This window comes from Holdemanella porci, assembly GCF_009696075.1.
GTDB classification, from domain to species: Bacteria; Bacillota_I; Bacilli_A; order Erysipelotrichales; family Erysipelotrichaceae; genus Holdemanella; species Holdemanella porci.
In genome coordinates, this window is the sequence record NZ_VUMR01000022.1 from 1 (window position 1) to 26,381 (window position 26,381).

Genomic DNA, 26,381 nt, shown 5'->3' on the forward strand with positions numbered 1-26,381 from the left:
TGCTTTATTAGCCATTATAATCACCATTCTTTCTTATTTTGATAGCTTGAACACCTTCATTATAGAAAGAATGGTGATTATTTTGTATAACATTTTTTGACACCACCCGCATAGCAGGTGGTTTTGTTGTTTTCGCTCGAATCCCTCGCTCAAACTGGCTAAAGCCAAAACACAAATAAAAATACACCGGATTAACCGGTGTATTAGTGGCAACCTCCACCACATGATGAACAATCATGTGAGCAACTTGATTGTTGCATTTGTTCTTCATGACGAAGTGTATTTACGCCAAGACCCTCAATACATACTGTGGCATTATCGGCTAAATTCGATACTTCCACAATTGTACATGCTGGGAATGGTTCGTCGACAAAGTTTTTGAATGTATTCAAGAATGCTTCTTTATCCTCGATATTCTTTAAATACACAGTGAACTTCACAACATGGTGAAGCTGTAAACCATAGTTTGATAAAACATCAATTACCTTATTGATGGCTGTAATTGTCTGTTCCTGAATGCTTTCGCCAAGTCCAGTCTGACCACTTAAATAAAAGAAGTCTCCCAATTGAACCATATTTGAAACGCAAGATGTTCCCTCTTGTTTTCCTGCTGATTTTAAAAATATATTCATAGTACTAAATTCCTTTCTTCTCTTATTATATAGAATCTACGCCATCTTCTAAAGTGTTTTGCACTAAAATTTCTCTAGGCTTACTTCCTCTAGCGGGACCAATGATACCATTTGCCTCTAAAACATCCATCAATCTTGCCGCTCTAGAATAACCCACAGAGAACTTTCTTTGAATCAAAGACGTACTTGCCTTTCTAGATGCGATCACAAAACGCTTCACTTCCTCATACAAAGGATCAGCTGTAACATTTCCCGCTTCATTTCCTTGATTTTGTAAATCTTTTAATTGAATAAAGGCATCATCATATTTTGGTCTTGCCTGCGATTTTACAAATGCACAAATGTTATTGACTTCTTCATCCTTAATAAAGACACCCTGGATACGACGAGGACTCGTCTCACCATTTGGTAAATACAACATATCTCCATTTCCTAGCAAACGCTCTGCTCCAGCTTGATCCAAAATCGTTCTTGAATCGACAGCTTGTGATACCGCAAACGCAATACGACTTGGAATATTTGCCTTAATAACACCTGTAATGACATCCACACTCGGTCTTTGTGTGGCAACAATCAAATGAATACCGGCGGCACGAGCAAGTTGTGTAATTCTTTGAATACTTGCTTCTACTTCTTTAGCTGCCACCAACATCAAGTCGGCCAACTCATCAATAATAATCACAATACGAGGCAATACTTTTAAATGATCATCTTCATGATTTTTGACATACTCATTATATGCCGCAATATTACGAACGCCTAATTCACCAAACAAGTCATAACGACGGTCCATGATTTCTACAATGACCTTTAATGCCTTATTGGCAAGATCACCATCCGTAATCACTGGAGATAATAAATGTGGTACATCATTATATGGAGTAAACTCCACTTTTTTAGGATCAATCAAAACTAATTTTACTTCATCTGGCTTTGTTCGCATTAAAATCGAAGAAATGATCGCATTGACACAAACCGATTTACCACTACCCGTAGCTCCTGCAATCAATAAGTGTGGCATACGATTTAATTCACCATAGACATTGTTCCCCATTAAGTCTTTTCCTAAACAGAAAAGCAACTTTTTATCTTTCATAGAATCCGGTATTGTACGCATCAAATCCTTCATCTGAACACTTGTCTTTTCAACGTTTGGAATTTCAATTCCAACACTTGCCTTACCCGGGATCGGTGCTTCAATACGAATATCCTTAGCCGCAAGCCCCATCTTGATATCGTTTTGTAAGTTACTGATTTTATTCACACGAACACCAAGTTCTGGCTTAATTTCAAACTTTGTGACACTTGGACCAATATGAATTTGTACAAGTTTAGCCTCCACACCAAACTCATGCAAGATCTCAATCAGTTTTTCACCTTTTTCCTTCGCTGTAGTCACATTCACATTGGATCTTGATTTTCTTTCCATATCCTCTAAAACATTTAATTTTGGAAGCTTATAGTTTTTAAAATCCGAATTTTCATCCGCAACATAATGTTTAGGTTCAACCCTTTCTACAACACCCTCATTGACAACAGGAACTTCTTTTTTGAACTCTACAGGACTCGGTTCATCATCCACATCCACCATAAAGCTTGGTTTTCTAGGTTCTAAATCCCCAATAATCAAAGGCTCATCCATTTCTTTTTCTTCATCCACAGCATCTGGTTGTACAGGTTTTACAGGATCGGCATTAATAATTTGAAAACTCGATTCATTTGTATCTTCATCTTCAAAAATAAAGTTTTTACGATCAATCGAAACAGGTGTTTCCTTGATTGGAGCACTCTTCATTATTTTTTTAGGTTTTCTTTCAAAACCTACAATTTTTTCATAACCAAACATTAAGATAGCTAGCACAAAAAACAATAGTACCATGACATAGGTTCCAGAATAATCGAATAATGACTGAAAAAGACATAGCAACAAAGCCCCTGCCAATCCAGAATATGTTTTCAAATGACCCGTAATTATATTACCGGCATTTTCCATAATATATTTTAAGCCATAGCTACCTGGGTGTGGTTTAAACTCTATAATCGAAGAAATCAAACTTAAGCCAAGTGCCAAAAATAAGATTCCAAACATATGACGCTTACGAATCACAGGCTGTTCCTTATGGAAAATAAGAACTGCACACAAGGTAGCATTCAAAATAAATAATCCATTTGTCAAAGTTCCAAATAAGAATTCAAAGAAATGTTTTAAAAAAGCTCCTACAATGCCAAATTCTAAAACGACAATAAAACTAATACATATCATACAAATAAGGAAACACAAACGAAATAAGTTTGAGTGCAACCAAGACGTTTGTGTTTTCTTTTTCGTAGATTTTCTTCGTGTTGTTTTTTTTCTGGCTTTTGCCATACTTACCCCACTTTCTACTTATTTAAGTTTATTTCTAAAATAACCGGTAAAATCATCGGTCTTTTTGCGGTTTGTTTATAAAGATATTTAGAAACCTTATCACGAATCAAGTTACGCGTTTCTAAATTGTCATACGTTTTATTTTCAACCGCCTCGTTGATCGTATCTTCCATAATTTTAGCTACATCACCCGTGATGTATTCTGCATCACGCAAATAGATCAATCCACGACTTTGTACATCTGGACCATTAATGATTTTCTTTGTCTTTGCGTTGATACCAATTGCTAAAATCATGACACCATCCGTACTCAATGTTTCACGATCTTTTAATACGACACCTGCCATATCCCAGTTTTCTTTTCCATCGATCATTGTTTCATGAAGCTCTAATTCCATTGCGCAAGAAACTAATTTGCGATTTTCAAAAGTAGCAACCTGTCCATTATCTAAAATGATGATGCGACTTGGATCATATCCCATTTCAACCGCAATCTGTGAATTCATGTGCAACAAACGATATTCCCCCTTGATTGGAATATAGTATTTTGGTTTTGTAAGGAAGATCATCATTTTCAAATCCTCTTTACTAGGGTGCATACTCAAAACATTCTTATCTAAGACGATGATTTCACCCTCTTTTTTGTACATGTCATTTTCCATGCTCTTGAATTCATTTTCAACACCAGGTACAACCGGACTTGCGACCACAATGACATCATCCTGATCAAACACAATCGATTCTAATTCATTGTTAGCAATGTTGTTGATAGTTTTGAATAAAGATTTACCTTGCCCAGAAATGATTACGACAACATCTTTCATTGAGTTATCAAAATCAGCTGGATCAATCACTAAAGAAGGATCTACCTCATACCCAATTTCTTTTAATCGCCCTACTAAATCACGTAATTCTTTTGAATAGAATACCATCTTACGACGACTTGCCATACAACAATCAATGATTTCCTGAATACGATATACACTTTGTGTATACACACTCACAAATACACGCTTATTTTCATGTGTTTCTAAAACCTGTAAAAGCTTAGGGGAAATACGATGACTCGGAGAAGTGTGTCCACTTCTTTCTGCACCTTTACTTTCCTGTAACAAAACCAATACACCTTCGTTACCAAGTTCTGAAATCGTTGTGAAATCGGCACGATATGCATCGTCTAAATCATCATAGTCTTCAATAAACTCACCAGAATATACAATATAGCCTTGATCTGTACCAATCGCTAAACCAAATGTTCCTGGATAAGCATGCGTAATTGGGAAGAAAACAACTCTTCTTTTGCCGATACGCTTTTTTTCATTACGCTTTACAGAATGTACACGCACACCTGTAATATGTTCCTGACGAATCATTTTCTGTACTTCTTTTACAGCTAATGGAGCGGTATAAACATCACAAGGGACTTGTTTTAATAAATATGGTAAAGCTCCCATAACGTCATCATGACCATGCGTAATAAAAATACCCGCAACACGATCTTTATTTTCGACTAAATACGTAAAATCCTGAATAATAAACTCGATACCTAATGACTCCTTGTTGTCAGGAAATTTGATACCCGCCTCTATTACATAGATGGATTCATCCACCTCCACACAGAATAAATTTTTACCATCTTCATCTAAACCACCAAGGGCAAAGATACGGATTTTTTCAGTTAATGAAGGAATTTTTTCTTCTTTCATATTATCTCCTTTTAAATAGTATTATTTTTCTAAATTATATCACACCGCAACGCCATCTAAAGAGAAACTTTTCGCCTCTGTAATTTTAACTTCTACAAAATCTCCAGGCTGAATATTTTCACCTTTAAAGTTAACTAATTTTTGGGTGTCTGTATATCCAGAATATACCTTTTCATTCTTCTTACTTAAGCCATCCACTAATACGGTAACAGTACGACCCACATAAGCTTTATTCTTTTCTAAAGCCAGATCATTCCATGTTTTATTTAATTTCGCTAAACGCTTTCTCTTTGTCTCCATATCAATCGAGTCATGCATACGGCTAGCTGGTGTACCAGGTCTTGCTGAAAAAATAAATGTAAAGGCATTATCGTATTTACAATAACGAACCACATCTAGAGTGTGTTCAAACTGCTCATCGGTTTCATTTGGGAAACCAACAATGATATCTGTTGAAACAGAAACATTTGGAATTGTATTGACAATCTTATCATATAAAGCTAAATATGATTCTTTTGTATAACGGCGACCCATTAACTTAAGTACATCATCATCTCCTGATTGTAGTGGCAAATGAATAAATGGCATGATATTGTCATATTTTGCGATTATATCAATCATTTCTTCGGAGAAATCCCAAGGGTGACTGGTTGTAAAACGAACACGAGGAATGCCAATCTTAGCAACTTCTTCTAATAATGTCGCAAAATCCTGTTCATTATCCATATCTTTTCCATACGCATTCACGTTTTGTCCAAGCAATGTGATTTCTTTATAACCCTCATCTTTAAGTTGCTGAACCTCTTTTAAGATTTCAGACATCTTACGTGAACGCTGTTTACCACGAGTATAAGGAACAATACAATATGTACAGAATTTGTCACAACCATACATAATGTTGACCCAAGCCTTGAATGTTCCAAAACGGTGTACCGGTAGATTTTCGTAAACCTCTCCTTCTTTAGAGTAAATCTTTACAACTTTTTTACCCTCAACCATACAACTATAAAGCATGCTAGGAAGCTCTTGAATATTGTGTGTGCCAAACAATAAACGAACTTGAGGATATTTCGTTAATAAAGTTTCAACTAAACCTTCCTCTTGTGCCATACATCCACAAACACCAATCACAAGATCTTTGTTTTCGCGATATAAACGTTTGAAGTTACCAATCTCACCCAATACTTTTTCTTCCGCATTTTGACGAATTGCACAAGTATTGATAATTATGACATCACTGCCTTCAGCCGTTTCATTAGGTACAAATCCTAGCTCATCTAAAATACCAGCCAATGTTTCACTGTCACGCTCATTAGCCTGGCAGCCATATGTAGAAATAAAATATTTTTTTCCTCTTCCCATCATACGAGCAGCTTCAGGAATAGTAAATGTATCAATACGATCAATTGTATTTGTAGTACGCTTTTGTGCTTCTTTTAAATCGGGTAATACCCATCCTGGTTTTTGTTTCATGTGATCTCCTTTCGAAAAAAAATGCCAAGCACTAAGCTTGGCAAATGTGTTTAAATTTGAATTACTGGCTGATTGCTCCAACAGGGCAAGTTCCTACGCATGAACCGCAGTCGATGCAAGTTCCTTCGTCACAAGCTGATTTTCCTTCATCGTCTAATGAAAGAGCTCCTACAGGGCATCCTCCTACACAAGCACCACATCCGATGCAAGCATCTTTATCGATATTTACTGCCATTGTTATTTCCTCCTTGTTTAATAATTTATACTCAAATTATAGCGATAACCAAGTAGTGAATCAAGACAGTTTAGTAAGTGCTGGCTTACCGTAATTCATTTACCAAACTAAAAAATTGAAGTCGGGACTAAAGCCCGACATTTTTATTTTGCGTATTCCTGGGCACGTGTCTCACGAATAACATTAACCTTGATTTGACCTGGATATGTCAATTCAGATTCAATCTTATCACGAATATCACGAGCTAATTTTACACAAGTCAAGTCATCCACGTGTTCTGGATTTACAAGTACACGAATTTCACGACCGGCCTGAATCGCAAACGCATTTGAAACACCCTCAAATCCATTCGCAATTTTCTCTAAGTTTTCAAGACGATTGATATAAGCCTGAGCACTTTCTTTACGTGCACCAGGTCTTGCAGCACTAATTGTATCTGCTGCGATGACCAAATGACTCGTCAAGAACTTAGGTTCTACATCCCCATGGTGTGAGTGGATCGCATTTAATACAATTTCTTTTTCACCATGCTTCTTACAGAACTTGTATCCCAATTCAACGTGAGACCCATCTTGCTGCTCAATATTCAATGCCTTACCAATATCGTGCAACAATCCAGCACGTTTGGCAATTTGCTGATTCAATCCAAGTTCAGCTGCCATGCATCCAGCGATATAGGCAACTTCCATAGAGTGCTGCAAAGCATTTTGTCCATAAGAATAACGATATTTTAATGTACCAATCAATTTTACAATTTCACGATCAATACGACCAATACCCAGTTTAAAGATAGCTTCCTCACCAGCCTTCATGATCTCTTGATCAATTTCATTCTGATATTTCTTAACAACATCTTCAATTCGTCCCGGCTGAATTCTTCCATCACGAATCAAGTGTTCCAAAGCTAAACGAGCCACTTCACGACGTACTGGATTAAAACATGTAATCGTAATCAAATCTGGAGTATCATCGATATTTAATTCAACACCCGTTGCTTGTTCAAAACAACGAATATTACGTCCTTCACGACCAATGATACGTCCCTTCATTTCTTCACCAGGTAAAGAAACAACACTGACTGTCTTTTCTTGAGTTTCCTGCTGAGACATACGCTCAATAGCTAAGGCAATGATATTCTGCGCTTTTTCATTGGCAGTCGCCTTTGCCTCATCCTCTTTATCTTTGATGTACGCAATTGTTTCATGTTCCATTTTCTTTTCCACAATCGCAAATAATTCATCTTTTGCTGCCTGGCTTGACATTTTGGCAACACTCTCTAAAATGACAACCTGTTTGTCGATTTCTTCTTGTAATTTCTTCTCTTTTTCGTCTAATGATGTCAGTTTGTCAGCAACACTTTTCATCTTTTCATTAATCTGACGCTCTTTTTGATTTAACGCTTCATCACGAAAATTCAAGTTATCTTCTCTACGCAATAACTTGTTCTCTAATTCCATTGATTCTTGTTTACGTTCTTTAATTTCTTTTTCAGCTTCTACGCGCAAATCATGAGCCTGTGTCTTTCCGTCTAACACGGCTTGTTTTACACGAGATTCCGCTTCATTTTGAGCTTCTTTTAAAATCTGTTCTGCTTTTTGCTGATTCTTATTTAAACCTGCTTTGGAAAGTCCGACCATACAGCCAGATCCAATCGCAAGACCTGCGACACCAGACAAAACGATCCATAGTACATCCATACTATTTCCTCCTTTTCGTCCTTTGTTCTAGGTAAAACCAAAAATATTATACACGAAAACAGGTATAAAGTCTATCAACTCAACATCCAAAATAAAAGATGTTTGCCTTGACAAACATCTTATAATAAAGCACGAATCGCAAAGAAGATTAAAACAAATGCACCTAATACGATACGATACCATCCAAATACTTTGAAATCGTGTTTTTTTATGTATGACATTAAGAAGCGAATCACAAAAATAGATACAAAAAATGCCACAACCATACCAATCACTAGAATAAAAAATTCTAGAACACTAAACGCAAGTCCAAATTTCACCAACTTCAATAGACTCGCTCCAAACATAACTGGAATCGCTAAGAAAAAAGTAAATTCTGCAGCTACTGCACGACTGACACCAATCATCAATCCACCAACAATCGTAGCTCCTGATCTTGAAGTTCCAGGAAGTACAGCTGCCACAACTTGAAACAAACCAATAATCAATGCATCTTTATAAGATAAAGCAGATAAACTATTTACACTAGGACACATATCTTTATTACGGTTTTCAATATAAATAAACGCGACACCCACTAAAATCAACATTATCGCTACGACAAAGCCATTATATAAGTGTGCATCGATCCAATCATCCAATGCCAAGCCAATAAATGCTGCAGGAATTGTAGCTACTAAAATCTTAGACCATAAGATCCAGATAGATTTCACAGAAGTATATTTTCCTTCTTTATTTTTTCTAAATGGGAAAATTTTATTCCAGTATAAAACAACAACCGCAAGAATGGCCCCTAACTGGATTACGACAAGAAACATACTCCAGAATGATTTTGATACATTCATAGGCATGATTTCTTCTAATAAAATCATATGTCCTGTTGAACTAATTGGAAGCCATTCAGTAATCCCCTCAACAATACCATACAATATCGATTTTAAAATCTCGATCATACTATCCTCCATACTACAGAAAAAGCCAGGAAATCCTGGCTACATTTTTACTTTTCAACGATTTGTTTGCCGTTGTATTCGCCACAAGAGCACATCTTGTGAGCAAGTTTATATTCACCACAATTTGGACAACGAGTCAACGCTGGTTTCACCAATTTGTAATGTGTTCTACGTTTTGCTTTACGTGTTTTTGAATTTCTTCTCTGTTGAACTGCCATGCTTGCACCTCCTAGTCATCATCCAGTTTGAAATCATTTAATTTTTCCCATCGTGGATCAATTTTTGGCTCTTCTTTATCTTGATCCGATAAAAGCTGCCAACCATCTCCCTTTGGATATTGATCTCGAGGTAAACGAGTGATACTCATTGGAGCCTCATATAATATCGCCTGGAAAATCTCTGGGTTAATATCGATTGTCTCTTTTTTCACCACGATAATTTCCTGATCTTCCGCATCCTGTACAGGAACAAAAGAATACGTTTGTTGCGACTCCGCCTCAAATGGAAAATCAATATCTTCGTTTGTGATGGAATCTAGAACAATCATTGTTCCATCCATTCTCAAATCACTCGATACGAAATTCATTCCGTCAAACTCTAATGTACCCGTAACATGTACATCTGGAATAGACTTGACAGAAGTATGATGAAGCAGATCGTTTTCTTCAACCGCAATCCACTCATCAATTTCAATAATATGGTTTTTTGCATTTAAGAAGTCTTTTCTATTAAATTTCACGATCTTCACCTCATGTCGCATTTGATATTATAATAAAAGTAATTGATAAAGTCAATATTTCCACAAGAAAAAGATTTTGATATCATAATGAATATGAAAACATGTGGAATTATTGCAGAATATAATCCTTTTCATCAAGGACATATCTATCATATCCAAAAAACGAAAGAATTAACACAATGTGATTGTTTAATTGCGATTGTTTCCAATCATTTTACACAACGAGGCCTTTTTAACCTATTAACTATGGAAGATAAAACGAAGCTAGCCCTCGAAGCCGGATGCAATCTAGTCATTGAGCTTCCTCCTTGTTATGCAGCACAAAGTGCGGATTACTTTGCCAAATATGCTGTTGAGTCTTTAAGTCAATTACATATTGATCAAATTTGTTTTGGCTCTGAAACAAACAACATCAGCACTCTAAAAGAATATTCGAAACAAATGGAATCGACTCAAGTGGTTCCATCTTTAAGCATGAATCAAAATCTATACACCAAAAATATTCGTCCTAATGATATCTTAGGCATTCAATATATCAAACAATGCGAGAAATACGGTATTACCCCTTGTACAATTGCTCGTAATGATTCTTTTAAAAGTGCTACGCAAACACGCAAAGAATACTTTGACGGTATTTCTCAATTCAATGATGACTACTTTAATAAAAACCAAACATGGGACACACATTATCCATATCTAAGAAAATTTTTACTTTTATCCGATACAAATACTTTATCCACATACTTTTTAGTCAACGAAGGGATTGAATATCGCTTAAAAGAAAATGCCAAAAAATATCAAAAGTGGCAAGATTTTCTTATGGCTTCCATTTCTAAAACTTATACAAAAGCACGTATTCAAAGAACTTGTATGTTCATTTTACTTCAAATCACAAAAGCACAGATGCAAGAGAACAACCATTTCAATCAAGTTATTGTATCAGGCTTTGATTCTGTAGGACAAGAATTTTTAAAAGGTAAACAAGTCATCACAAAATTTAAAGAATTGCCTAAATTTCTGCAAGACATTGAACTCAAATGTCAATATCTATCTTTTGACACATTTAAAGCTAGAAAGGTGGTGTATTATGATCGTTAGTATATGCATTTTAATCTTTCTTGTGTGTCTATACATCTATTTTTTTCCACGTATCCCAAAGCGAAAGAAACACTATGCGTACGCACTATTACTTGGATGTCCTGCTCATGATGATGGAACCATGTCTTCAAGTCAAATCAAAAGATGCAATCTTGCGATTGACATGTATAAAAAGGGGCTTTATGATACGCTAATTATCTCTGGGTCAAATGTAAAAAATGAGTATGTGGAAGCCAAAGTTATGCACAATTATATAACAAATAAAACTAAAATCCCAACCATTCTAGAAACACACGCAAGAAATACCTTTGAAAACTTCAAGTTATCTAAAGAATATATTCAAGAGCAAGATGTGCTCATTCTAACATCCCAAACGCACGCCAAAAGAGCTTGTGCAATTGCCAAGCAATTCTTTTCAGATTATGGTTGTTCGTGGTTTAAAGATTTAAAGATGAAGCACATTCTTCGCGAAATTATTTCTCGTATCATCTACATTAAAATTGAAATTCAGAAGAAAATAGGAAGGTATTAGCCTTCCTATTGAATTGTACGATCGACTTCATTGACGCTTCGTACTTTTTTTAAGTTCGCAATTAAATTTTGTAGATGCGCTGCATTCTTTACTGCAACCGTTAGTTTTGTAGTTGCCTCTAAGTTTCCTTCATCCACAGCCGAATCTACATGTTTTAAATAAACATTGCACTGCTGTAAAGTCGTTACAATATCACTCAACAAGTAGTTACGATCATCACTATGAACCACCAAATTGACTTCATATTGTTTTTCATCTAAGCCCTCTTCCCATTGAACAGGAATCAGACGTTTCTTTTCATTCAAGATATTTGGACAATCCGCTCTATGGACCTTCACACCTTGGCCTTTAGAAATATATCCAATAATTGGATCACCCGGAATAGGTCGACAACAATTGGCCAAAGATACCGCAATTGTATCAACGCCTGGAACAATAACACCACAATTTGAATGTTTCACTTGGTGAGCTGGCTGCTTATTGTAGATCTTCATAATTTCCTGATTTTCCAACATACTTGAACGATTCTTCACCAAACGATCCACAATGGACTGCAATGATACACGCTTCATCGCAATACCTACATATAGATCATCCACACTCTTAAATGACAAAGATGTTAAAATCGACTCTAAACGTTTGGTTTCCATTAATTTTGGATCCAGCTTCAAACGTCTAAACTCATCTTCAAGCATCGATTGACCTAGCTTAATGCTGTCCTTGCGTGACTGCTGCTCTTGTTTTTGTAAGAAAGTACGAATCTTATTTCGTGCATGTCCACTCTTAACAATCTTAATCCAGTCTGCACTCGGACCTACAGAGTTGTTGTTGGTTAAAATATCAACAACATCCCCCGTTTTTAATGACGTGTTCAAAGGTACAATAGCTCCATTGACTTTAGCACCAACCGTTTTATTACCAACCTCCGTATGGATTCTGTACGCAAAATCGATTGGACAAGAACCTGAAGGTAACGCAATAACTTTACCTCTAGGAGTTAAACAATATACATTGGCTTCAAAAATATCTTTTTGAAGTACATTCATATATTCAAGTGGATCTTCACTCTCTTCATCAGTCATCATAGAGAAATCTCTAAACCAAGAAAGTTTATCCTCAATCTCTTTTTGTTCATACTCAGGCGCATAATTACGATTTTCTTTATACTTCCAGTGCGCCGCAACACCTCGTTCGGCAATCGCATCCATTTCTTCAGTACGAATCTGGATTTCAAAAATATTACCATGTTCTGGCTCTACAATCGTCGTATGCAAAGACTGATACATGTTGGCTTTTGGCATCGCAATATAATCTTTAAAACGACCAGGAATCGGTCTATATTTGGCATGGATATAACCTAATATTTCATAACAATGCACCACTGAATCTGTAATAATACGAATTGCTAATAAGTCTAAAATTTCTTCAAAACGCTTGTTTTTTGTAACCATCTTTTTATAGATGCTGTAGAAATGTTTAGAACGGCCAAAAATACGATATTGAATATTATACTCTTGTAAAATCGATTCAATATCCGAAATCATTTCTTGAACTTGACCATTACGATCACTTTCACGTTGTTTTACCAACCCTTTGATTTCTTCATACTTCTTATAATCTAGATATTTAAAAGACAAATCTTCCAACTCGTTTTTTATTTCACTGATACCTAAACGGTGTGCAATCGGTGCATATACACTCAACGTTTCATGCGCAATCTTCTTTTGTTTTTCCGGACGCATATACTGCAACGTACGCATATTATGTAGACGGTCCGCCAATTTAATCAAGATGACACGAATATCTTTGGCCATCGCAATAAATAACTTACGATGGTTGCTTGCCAAATATTCTTCTTCATCTTTAAACTTAATGGCACCAATTTTCGTAACTGCATCCACCAAAGTTGCGATTTCTTCACCAAACAATTCTATAATCGTATCTGTAGTTACGCCTTCACAATCTTCTACTGTATCATGTAAAAGACCAGCCGCAATCGTTTTAGGGCCACAATGCATTAACGCTAATGTATTCGCCACCTGAATTACGTGAATGACATAAGGCTCTCCACTTTTACGAAACTGCCCCTTATGGTGTTCATAGGCAAAATCATATGCCTTTTGTATCAACTCAATGTTTTCTGGGCGTTTTATATATGTCTGTACATTCTCCATGCACTCTTCAAAAGTAACTTGCTTTTTCTGACTCATAATCACTGCGCCCCCTTTCCTAAATTAAATTCTTTATTCTCCCTTAAAATGTGTTAAAGCACACACTGGAATATCTTTAAATTTTTCTCTTCCTTTTAAATCATCCAATTCAATCACAAAAGCTACACCGACAACGCTTGCCTGCATACGCTCAACCATTTTAATAATGGCTTCTACAGTACCTCCTGTAGCTAATAAATCATCGATGATCACAACTTTTTGCCCAGGTAAAATGGCATCCGCATGGACACAAAGCTCATCTTGACCATATTCTAGATCGTACGTTTCATTCACTGTTTCTCTAGGAAGTTTTCCTGGCTTTCTAACGGGCACAAAACCAACATGATTCTCTAAAGCTACTGGCACACCAAATAAGAAACCACGAGCTTCTGGGCCAATCACAACATCGGCACCAATACTTTTCACAAAGTCATTGAATTGATCTACACAATAACGCATCGAATTCGCGTTTTGCAAAATAGGTGTTACATCTCTAAAAACGATTCCTTCCTTAGGAAATCCTGGAATACTCTCAATATAATCTTTTAAATCCATACTAAACCTCTTTCTAATTGATTCCATTTTACTACGCATATACAATCTCATCAATCACAAAATTTACCTGTTTACGACCCTGATACTGATTGATTTGAACAGTTCCAATAAATGAATAAATCGCATTTACACTTTTTTTATACTCCGCTTCACTCTGGTTAAATCGCATACACTGCAAGCCAGATTCTAAAGTATACTTTCGATGTTTATGATTTTGAAAATCATATAAACTTTTAATTTTTGGCTGAACGATTTCAAAACTAGGAAACACAAAACCAGGACCAAACGGTCTAAGTATATCTAAAGATTGAATGGTTTTTAAACTTAATTCTTCATCATCTATGACTAATGTATTTTTCTTCTTTACACTATACGTATATTCCTTGATACGTGTATAAATAAATTTTTCAAACAAATCAAATTCATTTAGATTCAAAGAAAAACCAGCTGCATTTTCATGTCCGCCAAACGTCACAAAATGTGGATATTCACCTAAAAAATCCATACAGTTAAAGCCCTCTGGACTTCGCATACTTGCCTTATACCCCTGCTCATTTTTTGCCAAGACAATACAAGGCTTATTAAAGCTAGCACAAATCGATCCTGCAACTAAACCAATGATTCCCTCATGAAAGCTTGCATCTTCAATCATAAAGATATCTTCATTGCCTTTGCACTTCATCAAAGCTGTTTTTTGCATCTGATCCGATAATTGTTTACGAATCGTATTGATCTGTGTAATCTGCTGACCCAATGTAAAAATACTCTCATCATCCTGCGCTAAAAAATAACGAACAACATTATTCGCATTCGCAAGATTACTTAATCTTCCAATCGCATTTAATTTTGGGACCACCTGAAAACCAATACTCGTTTCATTTAACTCACGGTCGGTAGCTAATGAAAATATATGTTTTTCATGCGTTTGATTCATCAAACGTAAAGCATTTTGAATCAAAGCACGCGTCTGCCCTTTCACAATCATCATATCTGAAATACTCGCAAGGCCTGCTAGCTGTAAAAGATAGTCATTGTCAACTCCTAATACACGCATACATTCATAGGCAACACCAGCTCCACATAGTGTTTCAAAACAAGATTCCATCAATGTTGGATGCACTACAATATCGCAATTCACCTCTTCATCCATTGTATGATGGTCCGTTACGATTACATCCATACCCAATTCTTTAGCCAACGCTAAAGCTTGCGTACTCTTAATTCCATTATCTACTGTGATAATCAAGGAATAACCTTTTTTGTGTGCAAGTGTAACAGTCGCCTCACTTAATCCATACCCCTCTTTGATACGGTCTGGAATATAGAAACCACACTCAAGGCCTAGTTGTCTTAATCCTGAAACCATAATGGTTGTTGCGCTGATACCATCACAATCATAGTCACCGGCAACGATTACTTTTTCACAATTCGAAACAGCTTGTGCTATACGCTTTTTAAACCTTTCCATACATGCAGATTCAGAAATTGAATTTAAAGGCTGACTCGTTGTCCAATATTCCCATTTTGATGTATCGGGCTCTAAAAATTCTAATACTTTTTTTGTTAATTCTGTCATTTGTTCCATGCTAATTATTATACCATATATTAAAATGTTCACAGACTATTAATCTGTGAACAATTCTTTCTGATAAGGAATTTGAAGATGCTCATACGCTTTAGGCGTTACAATTCTTCCTCTTGGCGTTCGATTGATAAAACCAATCTGTAATAAATAGGGCTCATATACATCTTCGAGCGTCATCGGCTCTTCTCCAATACTTGATGCGATGGCTTCAAGCCCGACGGGACCTCCTTTAAATCTTTCAATAATACCCTTTAAGTATTTGTGATCAACCGCATCCAAACCTAAATGATCTACACGAAGTCGGTCTAGAGCTGTTTTTGCAATTTCACTTGAAACCAAACCCTCATTATAGACTTGTGCAAAATCACGCACACGTCTAAACAAACGGTTTGCGATACGTGGAGTCCCACGTGAGCGTAAAGCTATTTCTGTGACAGCATTTTTATCAATTTCCGTATTCATAACACAACTTGTACGATAAACAATTTTTTCTAAGTCTGATAAATTATAGTACTCCAATTGGGAAATGATTCCAAAACGATCACGTAAAGGAGCACTTAAATCTCCGGCACGAGTTGTGGCACCAACAAGTGTAAAAGGTGGTAAATTAATACGAATATTGTGTACCGTAGCCGAATCTTTACCTACCACAATATCTAGACAATAATCTTCCATAGCTGGATACAACACTTCTTCTACTTGTTTTGGCAAGCGATGGATCTCATCAATAAATAAGACATCTCCTGGTTCAAGCGTCGTAAGAATCGCAGCTAGATCTCCACTTTTTTCAATCGAAGGACCACTGGCTGTTTTAAGATTTCCATGCATCTCATTAGCAAGAATATATGCCAATGTTGTTTTTCCAAGTCCAGGAGGACCGTAGAATAAAACATGGTCCAAAGCTTCATTTCTAGATCTTGCCGCATGAATAAACACATTTAGATTTTCTTTTAATTCCGATTGCCCAATATATTCATTTAAACTTTGCGGACGCAATGTCTTTTCAAAGTTATCACACTCTTGTAAATTTCCATCTACTTCTCTAGGCATTTATCTTATACTCCATTTCTTTTTGCGAGTAAGATCAATGCTTGTCTTAGCATTTCATCTTCTCCTAATTCTGTATTTTCTAATTCCTTTTTAATTGTCGTTAATTGATTTGTCTTATATCCAAGTGATAAAAGCGCATCCTGAACTTGGCCCCACACTGGATTTGATGTAGCTCCATCACTGGTTTCCAAAGATACAAACTTGCCTTTTAGATCTAGAACAATTTGTCCTGCCGTTTTTGCACCAATACCAGGTAAAGACTTAAGTTTTTTGATATCATCATTTTCAATGGCTTCAATCATTTCTTTTCCCGAACATACCGACAACATAGTCTGTGCTGTTTTAGGACCAATGCCTTTCACATTGATCAAACGCATAAACACTTCATAGTCTTCTTCTTTTAAAAAACCAAACAACAAGATCGCATCCTCACGTACATGTTGATACGTATAAAGAAACAATTCATCTCCCATTTTTTGACTTAAAGCATTTGCCAGATAGACTTCGTAGCCTACCCCATGCACATCCAACACAACACGATCACTTCGAATAATTCTTACAACGCCATTCACAAACGCAATCATATTACACCTCAACATCTAATTCTACAGGACAATGATCGGAACCATATACATCTGTCAAAATCTTGGCATCCACAATTTTATCTTTTAATTCCGGTGATACTAACCAATAATCAATTCTCCATCCCGCATTCTTTTCGCGAGCCTTAAAGCGATAACTCCACCAAGAATATTCTACTTTTTCAGGATACAAAGTACGGTATGTATCTACAAAATGAGACAATAAACACTTCTTAAAACTATCTCTTTCTTCATCTGTAAAACCTGCATTTTTATGATTTGTCTTTGGATTTTTAATATCGATCTCTTCATTGGCCACATTAAAATCGCCACAAGCCATAACTGGTTTATCTAATGATTTTAAATAGGCACTAAACGCTTTATCCCATTCCATACGATAATCTAAACGCTTTAGACCATCTCCTGAGTTTGGTGTATAAACAGTCACAACATAATATGTAGGATATTCAAGAGTAATTACTCTTCCTTCTGTATCATGTTCTTCCATATTCATTCCATAACGAACCGACACTGGTTCTTCTTTACAGAAAATCATTGTTCCACTATAGCCTTTTCTTTGTGCGCTATTTATATATTGATACGGATATAATTCACAATCCACTTCAATTTGATCGGGTTGAGCCTTCGTTTCTTGAATACAGAAAATATCTGCGTCCAAAGCATAAAGAATTTCCACAAAATCCTTCTTTAATACGGCACGAATCCCGTTTACGTTCCACGAAATACATTTCATAAAAAAACCACCTCAGAAGCATTATACCACACCAAAAGAAAAGGCTACACAATGTGTAACCTTAGTTTTCAATAAATTCAAATTCAAAGCCTAATAAACGTACTGTATCTCCATCTTGACATCCAGCCTCTCTTAAAGCTGTATCAATTCCAAGATAACGCATCTTATTGGCAAATAGATAGAAGTCTTCTTCTGTATTCAACTTATTGATGTCAAATACACGTTCAAGTCTAGGACCTGAAACATTCCATACGCCATCTTCTACTTTTTCAATAATGATGTCTTTCTTCTTCTCTTCAAATGTATACATAACACCTGTCTCGCCCGTATCTTCCGTAATTGGGAATACTGGTGTTGTTGCAAGAAGATCAGCTGCTTTACGAAGTACTGGGTCTAAGCCTTCATGAATAATCGTTGTTGTTTCATATACTGGGATATCTGGATATTTTTCTTTAAAACGACGAACATTTTCTTCGGCATTTTCCATATCCATTTTATTTGCGACAACAATTTGTGGTCTTTCCAATAAACGAATCTGGTAAGACTTCAACTCATTATTAATGACTTCATAATCTTTTAATGGATCTCGTCCATCTTCTGCACCCATATCAATAATGTGAATAATAACACGACATCTTTCAATGTGACGCAAGAACTGGTGACCTAAACCTTTACCATCACTTGCTCCTTCAATAAGTCCTGGTAAATCGGCTAGTACAAAGCTTCTTCCATCTCCGGTTTGTACAACCCCAACATTTGGTGTGATTGTCGTAAATGGATAATCTCCAATTTCTGGACGCGCTTTACTAACAGCATCTAGGAATGTGGATTTTCCTACACTAGGGAATCCTACCAATCCAACATCGGCAAGTACTCTAAGTTCTACAATACAATCAAATTCTTCACCCAATACACCTTGTTCTGCATATTTTGGTGCTGTATTGTGGCTTGATCTAAAATGCCAGTTACCACGACCTCCACGACCACCATGTGCTACAACTTGGCGTTGGTGTGGTTTTGTCAAGTCAGCAAGTACTTGATTATTATCACTTCTCTTTACAATCGTTCCTAATGGAACTTTTACTACTTTATGTTCTCCATTGGCTCCATGCATCTTTTTATTTTTACCTTTTTCACCCGGAGTAGCAATCACCTTACGGTGATAACGTAAATCTAAAAGTGTTGTCATTCCTGGATCGGCTTCAAAAATGACATCTCCACCGTTACCTCCATCGCCCCCAAAAGGTCCACCATAGGCAACATATTTCTCATGGCGAAAACTTACTAAACCATCTCCACCTTTACCTGCTTTTATATGAACTTTGACCTGATCTACAAACATATATACCCTCCTTTCTTTCTCATTAAAAAAGATCCCAGCAACGGGATCTTAAATTTCACACTTGTTAAGCTTGTGGATAAACAGAAACTTTCTTTCTATCTTTACCAAGACGTTCGTATTTAACAACACCGTTAACTAATGCGAACAATGTATCATCAGCACCACGTCCTACGTTAGTTCCTGGATGAATTTTTGTTCCACGTTGACGATAAATAATGCTTCCAGCGTGACAAGATTGTCCATCAGCTAATTTAGCTCCTAAACGTTTTGAGTGAGAATCACGACCGTTCTTTGTAGAACCAACTCCCTTTTTAGAAGCGAATAACTGTAAGTCTAATTTTAATAACATTTTTTACACCTCCTGTACTTGTATGTATTTAGGATAACTCTCTTCAATACTTTGAAACTGAACCAATAGCGTATTCAATATGATTTGTAGTTCAGCACATTCCGTATTGTTTATTTCTAATTCAACATCTCCTGCATCTACTTTATAAGAAATGAAACTTAAATAGCCAAGCTGTGCGATTGCGTTAATACCACCAATAATAATGGTACTGGCTGCAGAACAGACGATATCTTTTCCATACTGATCATACTCAGCATGTCCCTGCATAGAGATCAATGAAATCCCATGTTCATCTCTAGCAATTTTAATTTTAATCATAATTAAGCTTCGATAGCTTCAATTTTTACACGAGTGTAAGGTTGACGGTGTCCTTGTTTACGACGTGTTGAAGATTTTTTGGCTTTATATTTCACGATAGTGATTTTCTTTCCTTTGCCTTGTTTTTCAACAACACCAGTTACCTTTGCACCTTCTACGAATGGTTTACCAAATTTTCCATCAGCGTATAATACTTTGTCAAATGTAACTGTGTCTCCTTCGTTAGCTTCTAATTTTTCAACGAAGATAACAGCATCCTTTTCAACACGGATCTGTTTTCCACCAGTTTCGATAATTGCGTACATGTGTGCACCTCCTATTCATTCTTTTTTCACATTTAGCTTGATACTCGCCATCAAGGTGTGAAATTTCAACTTAAACCTTTTCTGGGCGGTTGCAAGTCCATACACGGAGTTTGCAACATTGATATTTTAAAGGATATAAAGCAATACGTCAAGATAAAATTCTATTTTTTAGCTCTATGTATTATACTGATAAACTGGAATTTGACTTGCCTATTTTCTTAAAATCTCATGTGGAGCTTCTATTTCATTTGCCAAAGTATGCTCTGTTAATTCTGACATCAATTTCAATTTTTTATTAATCAATGGTCGCATACAATTAGGAACATGTTCCTGATGCGCTCTGTGGATTGCTACACATTCCTTACAGTTTCCGTGATAACGACAGGCTTTCAGGCAAGGACAATGATCTTTGTCTTTATACTCCTTACGAAATTCCGCTGCAAATTCTTCTTGCAGTCTCAGCCCCTCGACACGGTTTCCCTTATGAAATTCTACCATTGCATCCAGTTCTTTCTGGTTCCCTTCAATCTTCATGTTATTATAGCGCCTCCATTTCAACTATTATTCCTCATTTTCTGATAAATTCCGATTTAGCTTTTTATACATCATAATCATATTTTTAGACTTAAATCACTAAGATTTCTGCCATTTCCAAAATGATACAAAGAACAAACAAAATAACAATCAATAATACGGGCGAAAAACCTTTTTTTAGTATCTTTGTACAACCAAAGAATACACATAAAGAAAGAACTCCAGGTAAAACCATATCTAAATCGGATTGAATATTTACTACATGAATCTGCACAAATCTTTGTACCAAAATTCCAACCACAAACATTCCGAGCATACTTGCAGCTAATGTTACATTCTTTAAGAATGTATCCGATAAGTCCGTAATCAACTTAGTACCTTTCTTATAACCAAGCTCTTGTGTAATCCAAAGAAAACCAAAACGAAGTACGTTCCATGCCACAAAGAAGAAAATAGGTCCTAGAACATTTTGCGATAACGCAAGCGATGCACCAACAGCAGCAAGAATCGGACGCATTGTAAACCAGAATACAGGATCTCCTACACCTGCCAACGGTCCCATTAAGCCAATCTTTACATCTTGAATAGATGTATCTGAAATATCAGCACCTTTTGCCTTTTCTTCTTCCATAGCCAAGACAATACCAACAATGGGAGCAGAAACATATGGATGTGTATTATAAAACTTTAAATGGCGCTCTACAGCCAAATCATAATCTTCTTTGTTTGGATATAATTCTTTCAATGCCGGAAGCAAGCCATAACACCAGCCACCATTTTGCATACGCTCAAAATTCCATGAACCTTGTAAATATTGATGGTTTAAACAAACCTTTAATCTTGTACTTTTCTTCATATAAACCACCTACTCATAATCATTTAAGATGTCCCCTAATGGATCATTACTTGTTTTACTTGATTGTTTCTTGGCATTCAACAACATATATAGCCAAACTAAGCCACCACCAATAAAGCATAAAGATATTAAAGACAAGCTTGTCATACATGCAAGTCCAAATCCAATCATAAAGAATGGATATGTAAATTTAGATCCTAATACATTCGCTACAATCGCAAAGCCAACCACACAAACTACACCCGAACCAATCAATAATCCCTTATAAATTGAAACAGGGATCATTTCCAAAATTGAACAAATCACGGATGATGGAATCAATAATAAAACGATTGTAGGAATCAAAACACGAATTCCTTGCATACAAATACCAATCCATTGATAATAAGAAACTTTTTTTGTCTCATCCATCTTATGTACAAGTTGGATTGCTAAATTACGACATACCTTTGTCAATGATAACCCCACTAAAGATAATGGAATCGCTAGGGCAATACTAAACGCAATCACATATCTAGCTTCAATTGCACTTTCAAGGCCATGGATCATCAATATAGATGAAATCACACTCGCTAAACATACATCAGGTGCAACAGCCGCACCAATATTGGCCCATCCTAAGGCAATCAATTGTAAAGATCCACCTAATAATAATCCTTCTGCTAAATGGTTTGTCACTAAACCAATTAAAGTACAGGCAACAATGGGTTGATGAAATTCAAACTCATCCAAGATGCCTTCAATGCCTGCGACAAATGCCACAAGTAAAACTAAAACAGTTTGCATACCTCTTCCTCATTTCTTTTTGATTTTTTTAAAATCCTTTGAATTTAAAAAATAATACAAGATAAATGCCCATACAAGAAGGAGTACCGCACCTAATGATATAAATGTCTTATAATAGGGATATCCAAAAACAGCTCCCACGCTTAAAATCAAGCCAACAAAAACATAGGATACAAATTCCTGGATTACATCATAGATTTCTTGAAAACTGTATTGATCATGTGTAGCTTCATCTTCCTGTAGTCCATCATATATACCTTGTGCAATATCTTTTAAAAATCTTTTCATATGTATAATATACCACAAGAAAAGGCTTTCCCATTAGGAAAAGCCAAGATTATTTATTATTCATCATTTTAAGTGCAATTCTAAGAATACAAATGCCCATTACCACAATCACAATTGAATTCAATAACCAAGTGTTGATTGTATACGGTAGTTTATAAATAAAAACGGTACATGCGCAAAGTAGTAAAATAAAGAGTTCTACCATTGAATTTTTAATCATAGTCATATCTGTACCTCCTTATACTTTTAGTATAAATTGCTTTAAACAAAGTACAATATGACTACATACGATTGAACAGACATTTATCCAACACTTAATTTATCCTTAATCTTTGTTAATTTTAGTTTACATCATTTGCAAGTTTTTATAAAGAGGATTATCATTAAATTAACTAATCAAAAAGAAACGGAGCTTATTATGATCAACATACCCGAGATACTGGTGGCAAATGGGACTGGGGCATTTTTAGTACTCTTCTTATTGCTATATCGAATTCGTATTGCACAAACAAATCAGTTTGATGAAAAAATATATAACTTTATGCTGATAGTTACCTTTATTGCCACGGTCAATGAAACGCTTAGTTTTATCATTGATGCACACCCAGGTTTTATCTTTCATATTTTACAATATATCTCAAATACAATTTCTTCAGCTAGCCCAGGCATCATCGTTTATTGTTGGTGTTTATTCGTAGAATATCATATTCATAGAAATTTTGAGCGCATCAAGAAGAAATCAAGAATCTTAGCCATTCCATTGATCATTGCCACAATCTTGATCATTATCAATTTATTGGGAACGGGTATCATCTTTGATATTTCAAAGGAAAATGTATATACTCGTGGTCCCATGAATTTTATTTTATATCTTTTCGTCTTCGTTTATTTTATTGAAAGTATATATACTGTTCAAAAAGCTAAAACCGATACCATTTTAGTAGAATTCTTTCCCATTTACTACTTTATCATCCCTTGTACGATTGGCACCATGATTCAAGGTTTCTTCTTTGGAGTTTCTACGATTTGGCTTTGTGTCGCAATCGCATTTATCATAGTTTACATTGAAATTCAAGTATCTATATCCTTTATTGATGATTTATCCGGACTTTACAATCGAAAATACATGAACCATTATCTGAATAAGCTGCAAAATGATAAACCAAAACATGTATACGGATTCTTGATGGATATCAATAGCTTTAAAGCCATCAATGATACATATGGACATTTAAAAGGTGATTATGCCCTCATACAGTTTGGTAAAATTCTACAATATTCGATTGATAAAGATTCAGTTGCCATTCGTATGGGTGGGGATGAATTTGTGATCTTTGCGAAACTCAAATCGGATGAAGAAGCCTTGGCTTTAAAGAAACAAATTACATATAATGTTCGGCAATTTAATTTAAAATCAAAAGAACCATTCCATTTATCTTTCTCAATAGGAATCGCAAAATACAATGGAAAAAATATCGATGCATTCTTATCAGCCATGGACGATTCTATGTATGAAGCTAAAAATATGCATCGTTTAATGCAGTAATCAAGGCGAGTTCATCGCCTTTTTTATTTTGAACAAAAAAGATGAGCAATTATATTAAACTGGTTCAAAAGTCAAGGACAAATATCTGACAGTTCTTGTTAAATGAGTGTCACAAATAGTGATGCCCATTTTTTATACTTGTAATTTATTTGTTGTTTGCACGACGAAAAGAAGTCCTGATTTTTGGACTTTTTTCAATCTGAGATTTATGATTTGTTTTTTAGATTTTAGTATAATGCGTCAATATCTTTATAGTAATCAAGTTGTGTATGATTCTTCCAGTTCAATGGATCTTTCAATTGTTCCTTGATTTCATCGGTTGCTTCATTGTAGTAGAAGCGCAAAGCGTTATCTATTTTTTGAAGTACATCTTTTATCTTTACCAATTGGTTTTCCACAAGTTCAAGCTGTTTATCCCATTTCTTCTTTTCGGATTTTATTTTCTTCTTGTCTCGTTTTATGATTTCAAGTGGATCTGTAAATAATCGAGACTGTTGTTCATTGATTTTTTGACGTTCTTTTTTCAATTCTTTTTTCTTTTCTTTCATCTCTAGTTTTGCTTCAATGATCTGTTCAAGCGACATTAGTTCTGTAGCTTCTATTCCATAGTAATTATCCAATGGATATTGTCCTGTTACTTTATATGTATAGAATTCACTTGGAGAAAGGGCTGCAAGGTTTTCCTGATAACGTTCATTATTGTGCATATTTATATATCCGTTGATCAATTGTTTTACAGTATCTAGATTTTTACATCTAGCGATAATGTCGATTATTTCGGTTTTCATGCGTCCAAAAAAAGATTCCATGGGTGCATTGTCCTGGCTGTTGCCTCTTCTTGACATGGATTGGATAAAGTCATTATCATTTAATAATTGTTTGAATGTAGTTGAAAGGTACTGAGAGCCTTGGTCACTGTGACAGTATACTTCCATATCTTTTGGAAACTCACTTTTATGATCATCCATCATATTGTTGAAGGCTTCCTGAATAAGAGCTACATCCATTTTACTTGATACGGCATGTCCTAGTATCTCTGTTGTATAGGCATCTTTAAAAGCACACATGTAGGCAGGTGTGCGATAGTAACCATAATGAATATAAGTGATATCAGTAAGAACAACTTGTCTTACTCCCAGTTTGAAATTGCGGTTGATAAGATTTGGCTTGGCCATACATTCATGGTGATGTGTGGCCTGACCTTTATAGGCATCTTTTTTAGGAAGTTGTGCCGTGATCTGCATCTTTTTCATGATCTTTGACGTTCTGGATACACTTATCTTATAGTTGAATCTTCTAAACATATGGCGACGGAATGTTCTTTTGCCAGGGACAAATCCCAATACTTTGATTATCTCTTTAAAACAGCTGATTACGTAACTTTCATCTTTTCTTTGAGCTGCAAGTTTTCCATTTCTGTCTTCTTTTCGTGCAACATAGTTATAATAACCTGTACTGCTGATACCGAACATCTTGAAAACCTTTGTGTTCGTATATCCATTTTCTTCTACTTTTCCTCTTTTTATATAGTCATATGCCATGTAAAATTTATCATCTTTTACTTCTTGATGTTGTACGATGAGTATATCTCCTCCAATATGGATGGCATTTTTTTTTGAAATTCTACGTAATCTTCCAAATATCTGATACGAGCTTCCTGATATGCCACTTTTTCTTCAAGACTCATTTCAGGCATTTCTTCAATTGGAACACTTCCATCAAAGTTATCTGCTTTTGGTTCAAACTCGCCATTTCTAGCCTTTTGTCTTGCTCTTTTGGCTGCAGACTGCGCACAGTCTTTTCCAAGTGTTTTTGTGTCGAATCCCAATGATTCATAGGCTTCGATAGCTGTCATTCCTTTTTCCAATTGTTTATAAAGGGCAATATAA

The 26,381-nt window shown here is 35.6% G+C and carries 29 protein-coding genes and 1 other annotated feature; of the genes, 3 read left to right on the forward strand and 26 right to left on the reverse strand.

The features are described 5' to 3' along the window. Window positions 1-203: 203 nt before the first annotated feature. From FYJ55_RS05310 to FYJ55_RS11405, 9 genes are all read right to left on the reverse strand, one after another. Entirely contained in the window at window positions 204-632 is a 429-nt protein-coding gene (locus FYJ55_RS05310; protein ID WP_118114556.1) for a RidA family protein, read from the reverse strand. 25 nt (window positions 633-657) lie between these two features. Further along, window positions 658-3,000, reverse strand: a complete 2,343-nt coding sequence (locus tag FYJ55_RS05315; RefSeq protein ID WP_154555965.1) for a DNA translocase FtsK — start codon at window positions 2,998-3,000, stop codon at window positions 658-660. A gap of 14 nt (window positions 3,001-3,014) precedes the next feature. After that, window positions 3,015-4,706, reverse strand: coding sequence for a ribonuclease J (locus tag FYJ55_RS05320; protein WP_154555966.1), 1,692 nt, complete (start codon window positions 4,704-4,706; stop codon window positions 3,015-3,017). Between the two features lie 39 nt (window positions 4,707-4,745). Then, the gene (gene miaB, locus FYJ55_RS05325) at window positions 4,746-6,179 is read right to left on the reverse strand and encodes a tRNA (N6-isopentenyl adenosine(37)-C2)-methylthiotransferase MiaB (RefSeq protein WP_154555967.1); all 1,434 of its coding nucleotides are present in this window, start codon (window positions 6,177-6,179) and stop codon (window positions 4,746-4,748) included. 61 nt (window positions 6,180-6,240) lie between these two features. Further along, window positions 6,241-6,414, reverse strand: coding sequence for a 4Fe-4S binding protein (locus tag FYJ55_RS05330; RefSeq protein WP_154555968.1), 174 nt, complete (start codon window positions 6,412-6,414; stop codon window positions 6,241-6,243). Window positions 6,415-6,557: 143 nt separating this feature from the next. Then, entirely contained in the window at window positions 6,558-8,111 is a 1,554-nt protein-coding gene (gene rny / locus FYJ55_RS05335) for a ribonuclease Y (protein WP_154555969.1), read from the reverse strand. 119 nt (window positions 8,112-8,230) lie between these two features. After that, window positions 8,231-9,064 carry an undecaprenyl-diphosphate phosphatase gene (locus FYJ55_RS05340; protein ID WP_154555970.1) on the reverse strand — a complete coding sequence of 278 codons (834 nt, stop codon included), beginning with the start codon at window positions 9,062-9,064 and terminating at the stop codon, window positions 8,231-8,233. A 47-nt stretch (window positions 9,065-9,111) separates the two neighbouring features. Next, entirely contained in the window at window positions 9,112-9,282 is a 171-nt protein-coding gene (gene rpmF / locus FYJ55_RS05345; protein WP_003864180.1) for a 50S ribosomal protein L32, read from the reverse strand. An 11-nt stretch (window positions 9,283-9,293) separates the two neighbouring features. Further along, window positions 9,294-9,803, reverse strand: coding sequence for a YceD family protein (locus FYJ55_RS11405; protein ID WP_117926063.1), 510 nt, complete (start codon window positions 9,801-9,803; stop codon window positions 9,294-9,296). 87 nt (window positions 9,804-9,890) lie between these two features. Between FYJ55_RS11405 and FYJ55_RS05355 the strand changes: the two genes are divergently transcribed. Together FYJ55_RS05355 and FYJ55_RS05360 are read left to right on the forward strand one after the other, a co-directional pair. After that, the gene (locus tag FYJ55_RS05355) at window positions 9,891-10,901 is read left to right on the forward strand and encodes a nucleotidyltransferase family protein (protein WP_154555971.1); all 1,011 of its coding nucleotides are present in this window, start codon (window positions 9,891-9,893) and stop codon (window positions 10,899-10,901) included. Further along, the gene (locus tag FYJ55_RS05360) at window positions 10,891-11,433 is read left to right on the forward strand and encodes a YdcF family protein (RefSeq protein ID WP_154555972.1); all 543 of its coding nucleotides are present in this window, start codon (window positions 10,891-10,893) and stop codon (window positions 11,431-11,433) included. The genes FYJ55_RS05355 and FYJ55_RS05360 overlap by 11 nt, the downstream gene beginning before the upstream one ends. Window positions 11,434-11,438: 5 nt before the next feature. Here FYJ55_RS05360 and FYJ55_RS05365 read toward each other — a convergent pair whose 3' ends face one another. The 15 genes from FYJ55_RS05365 to FYJ55_RS05435 all read right to left on the reverse strand — a co-directional run bounded on the left by FYJ55_RS05365 (window position 11,439) and on the right by FYJ55_RS05435 (window position 23,172). Beyond that, on the reverse strand, window positions 11,439-13,643 hold the full coding sequence (locus FYJ55_RS05365) for a RelA/SpoT family protein (protein WP_154555973.1): 2,205 nt from the start codon (window positions 13,641-13,643) through the stop codon (window positions 11,439-11,441). 33 nt (window positions 13,644-13,676) lie between these two features. Then, window positions 13,677-14,198 carry an adenine phosphoribosyltransferase gene (locus tag FYJ55_RS05370; protein WP_154555974.1) on the reverse strand — a complete coding sequence of 174 codons (522 nt, stop codon included), beginning with the start codon at window positions 14,196-14,198 and terminating at the stop codon, window positions 13,677-13,679. Window positions 14,199-14,229: 31 nt separating this feature from the next. After that, on the reverse strand, window positions 14,230-15,774 hold the full coding sequence (locus tag FYJ55_RS05375) for a single-stranded-DNA-specific exonuclease RecJ (RefSeq protein ID WP_195836674.1): 1,545 nt from the start codon (window positions 15,772-15,774) through the stop codon (window positions 14,230-14,232). 48 nt (window positions 15,775-15,822) lie between these two features. Beyond that, window positions 15,823-16,833 (reverse strand): Holliday junction branch migration DNA helicase RuvB, encoded by a 1,011-nt coding sequence (gene ruvB / locus FYJ55_RS05380; RefSeq protein WP_154555976.1) that lies wholly within the window; start codon window positions 16,831-16,833, stop codon window positions 15,823-15,825. Between the two features lie 5 nt (window positions 16,834-16,838). Then, window positions 16,839-17,432, reverse strand: coding sequence for a Holliday junction branch migration protein RuvA (gene ruvA / locus FYJ55_RS05385; protein WP_229771099.1), 594 nt, complete (start codon window positions 17,430-17,432; stop codon window positions 16,839-16,841). Further along, window positions 17,419-18,168: an exodeoxyribonuclease III gene (locus FYJ55_RS05390; protein ID WP_154555978.1), complete on the reverse strand. Its 750-nt coding sequence runs from the start codon at window positions 18,166-18,168 to the stop codon at window positions 17,419-17,421. The genes ruvA and FYJ55_RS05390 overlap by 14 nt, the downstream gene beginning before the upstream one ends. Window positions 18,169-18,229: 61 nt before the next feature. After that, window positions 18,230-19,510: a GTPase ObgE gene (gene obgE, locus FYJ55_RS05395; RefSeq protein WP_154555979.1), complete on the reverse strand. Its 1,281-nt coding sequence runs from the start codon at window positions 19,508-19,510 to the stop codon at window positions 18,230-18,232. Between the two features lie 64 nt (window positions 19,511-19,574). Continuing rightward, window positions 19,575-19,859, reverse strand: a complete 285-nt coding sequence (rpmA, locus tag FYJ55_RS05400) for a 50S ribosomal protein L27 (RefSeq protein WP_154555980.1) — start codon at window positions 19,857-19,859, stop codon at window positions 19,575-19,577. 3 nt (window positions 19,860-19,862) lie between these two features. Then, entirely contained in the window at window positions 19,863-20,177 is a 315-nt protein-coding gene (locus FYJ55_RS05405) for a ribosomal-processing cysteine protease Prp (protein WP_117573511.1), read from the reverse strand. A gap of 2 nt (window positions 20,178-20,179) precedes the next feature. Beyond that, window positions 20,180-20,482, reverse strand: coding sequence for a 50S ribosomal protein L21 (rplU, locus tag FYJ55_RS05410; protein WP_003864193.1), 303 nt, complete (start codon window positions 20,480-20,482; stop codon window positions 20,180-20,182). Between the two features lie 30 nt (window positions 20,483-20,512). Beyond that, window positions 20,513-20,583 (reverse strand) — a sequence feature (ribosomal protein L21 leader region). A gap of 109 nt (window positions 20,584-20,692) precedes the next feature. After that, window positions 20,693-21,016 carry a hypothetical protein gene (locus FYJ55_RS05415; protein ID WP_004613237.1) on the reverse strand — a complete coding sequence of 108 codons (324 nt, stop codon included), beginning with the start codon at window positions 21,014-21,016 and terminating at the stop codon, window positions 20,693-20,695. A gap of 91 nt (window positions 21,017-21,107) precedes the next feature. Beyond that, window positions 21,108-21,872: a PTS system mannose/fructose/sorbose family transporter subunit IID gene (locus tag FYJ55_RS05420; protein WP_154555981.1), complete on the reverse strand. Its 765-nt coding sequence runs from the start codon at window positions 21,870-21,872 to the stop codon at window positions 21,108-21,110. A gap of 9 nt (window positions 21,873-21,881) precedes the next feature. Continuing rightward, window positions 21,882-22,658, reverse strand: coding sequence for a PTS sugar transporter subunit IIC (locus FYJ55_RS05425; RefSeq protein ID WP_154555982.1), 777 nt, complete (start codon window positions 22,656-22,658; stop codon window positions 21,882-21,884). A gap of 9 nt (window positions 22,659-22,667) precedes the next feature. Further along, a complete protein-coding gene (locus FYJ55_RS05430) occupies window positions 22,668-22,946 on the reverse strand; it encodes a hypothetical protein (protein ID WP_154555983.1) in 279 nt (92 codons plus the stop codon). Between the two features lie 49 nt (window positions 22,947-22,995). Further along, window positions 22,996-23,172, reverse strand: coding sequence for a hypothetical protein (locus FYJ55_RS05435; RefSeq protein ID WP_154555984.1), 177 nt, complete (start codon window positions 23,170-23,172; stop codon window positions 22,996-22,998). Between the two features lie 192 nt (window positions 23,173-23,364). Between FYJ55_RS05435 and FYJ55_RS05440 the strand changes: the two genes are divergently transcribed. Beyond that, the gene (locus tag FYJ55_RS05440; protein WP_154555985.1) at window positions 23,365-24,492 is read left to right on the forward strand and encodes a GGDEF domain-containing protein; all 1,128 of its coding nucleotides are present in this window, start codon (window positions 23,365-23,367) and stop codon (window positions 24,490-24,492) included. 227 nt (window positions 24,493-24,719) lie between these two features. On the opposite strand, the gene FYJ55_RS05445 is transcribed toward FYJ55_RS05440, so the two are convergent. Together FYJ55_RS05445 and FYJ55_RS10800 are read right to left on the reverse strand one after the other, a co-directional pair. Continuing rightward, on the reverse strand, window positions 24,720-26,033 hold the full coding sequence (locus FYJ55_RS05445; protein ID WP_154555986.1) for an IS3 family transposase: 1,314 nt from the start codon (window positions 26,031-26,033) through the stop codon (window positions 24,720-24,722). A 17-nt stretch (window positions 26,034-26,050) separates the two neighbouring features. Further along, the coding region (locus FYJ55_RS10800) for a hypothetical protein (protein WP_195836675.1) at window positions 26,051-26,381 on the reverse strand (331 nt) is incomplete at its 5' end.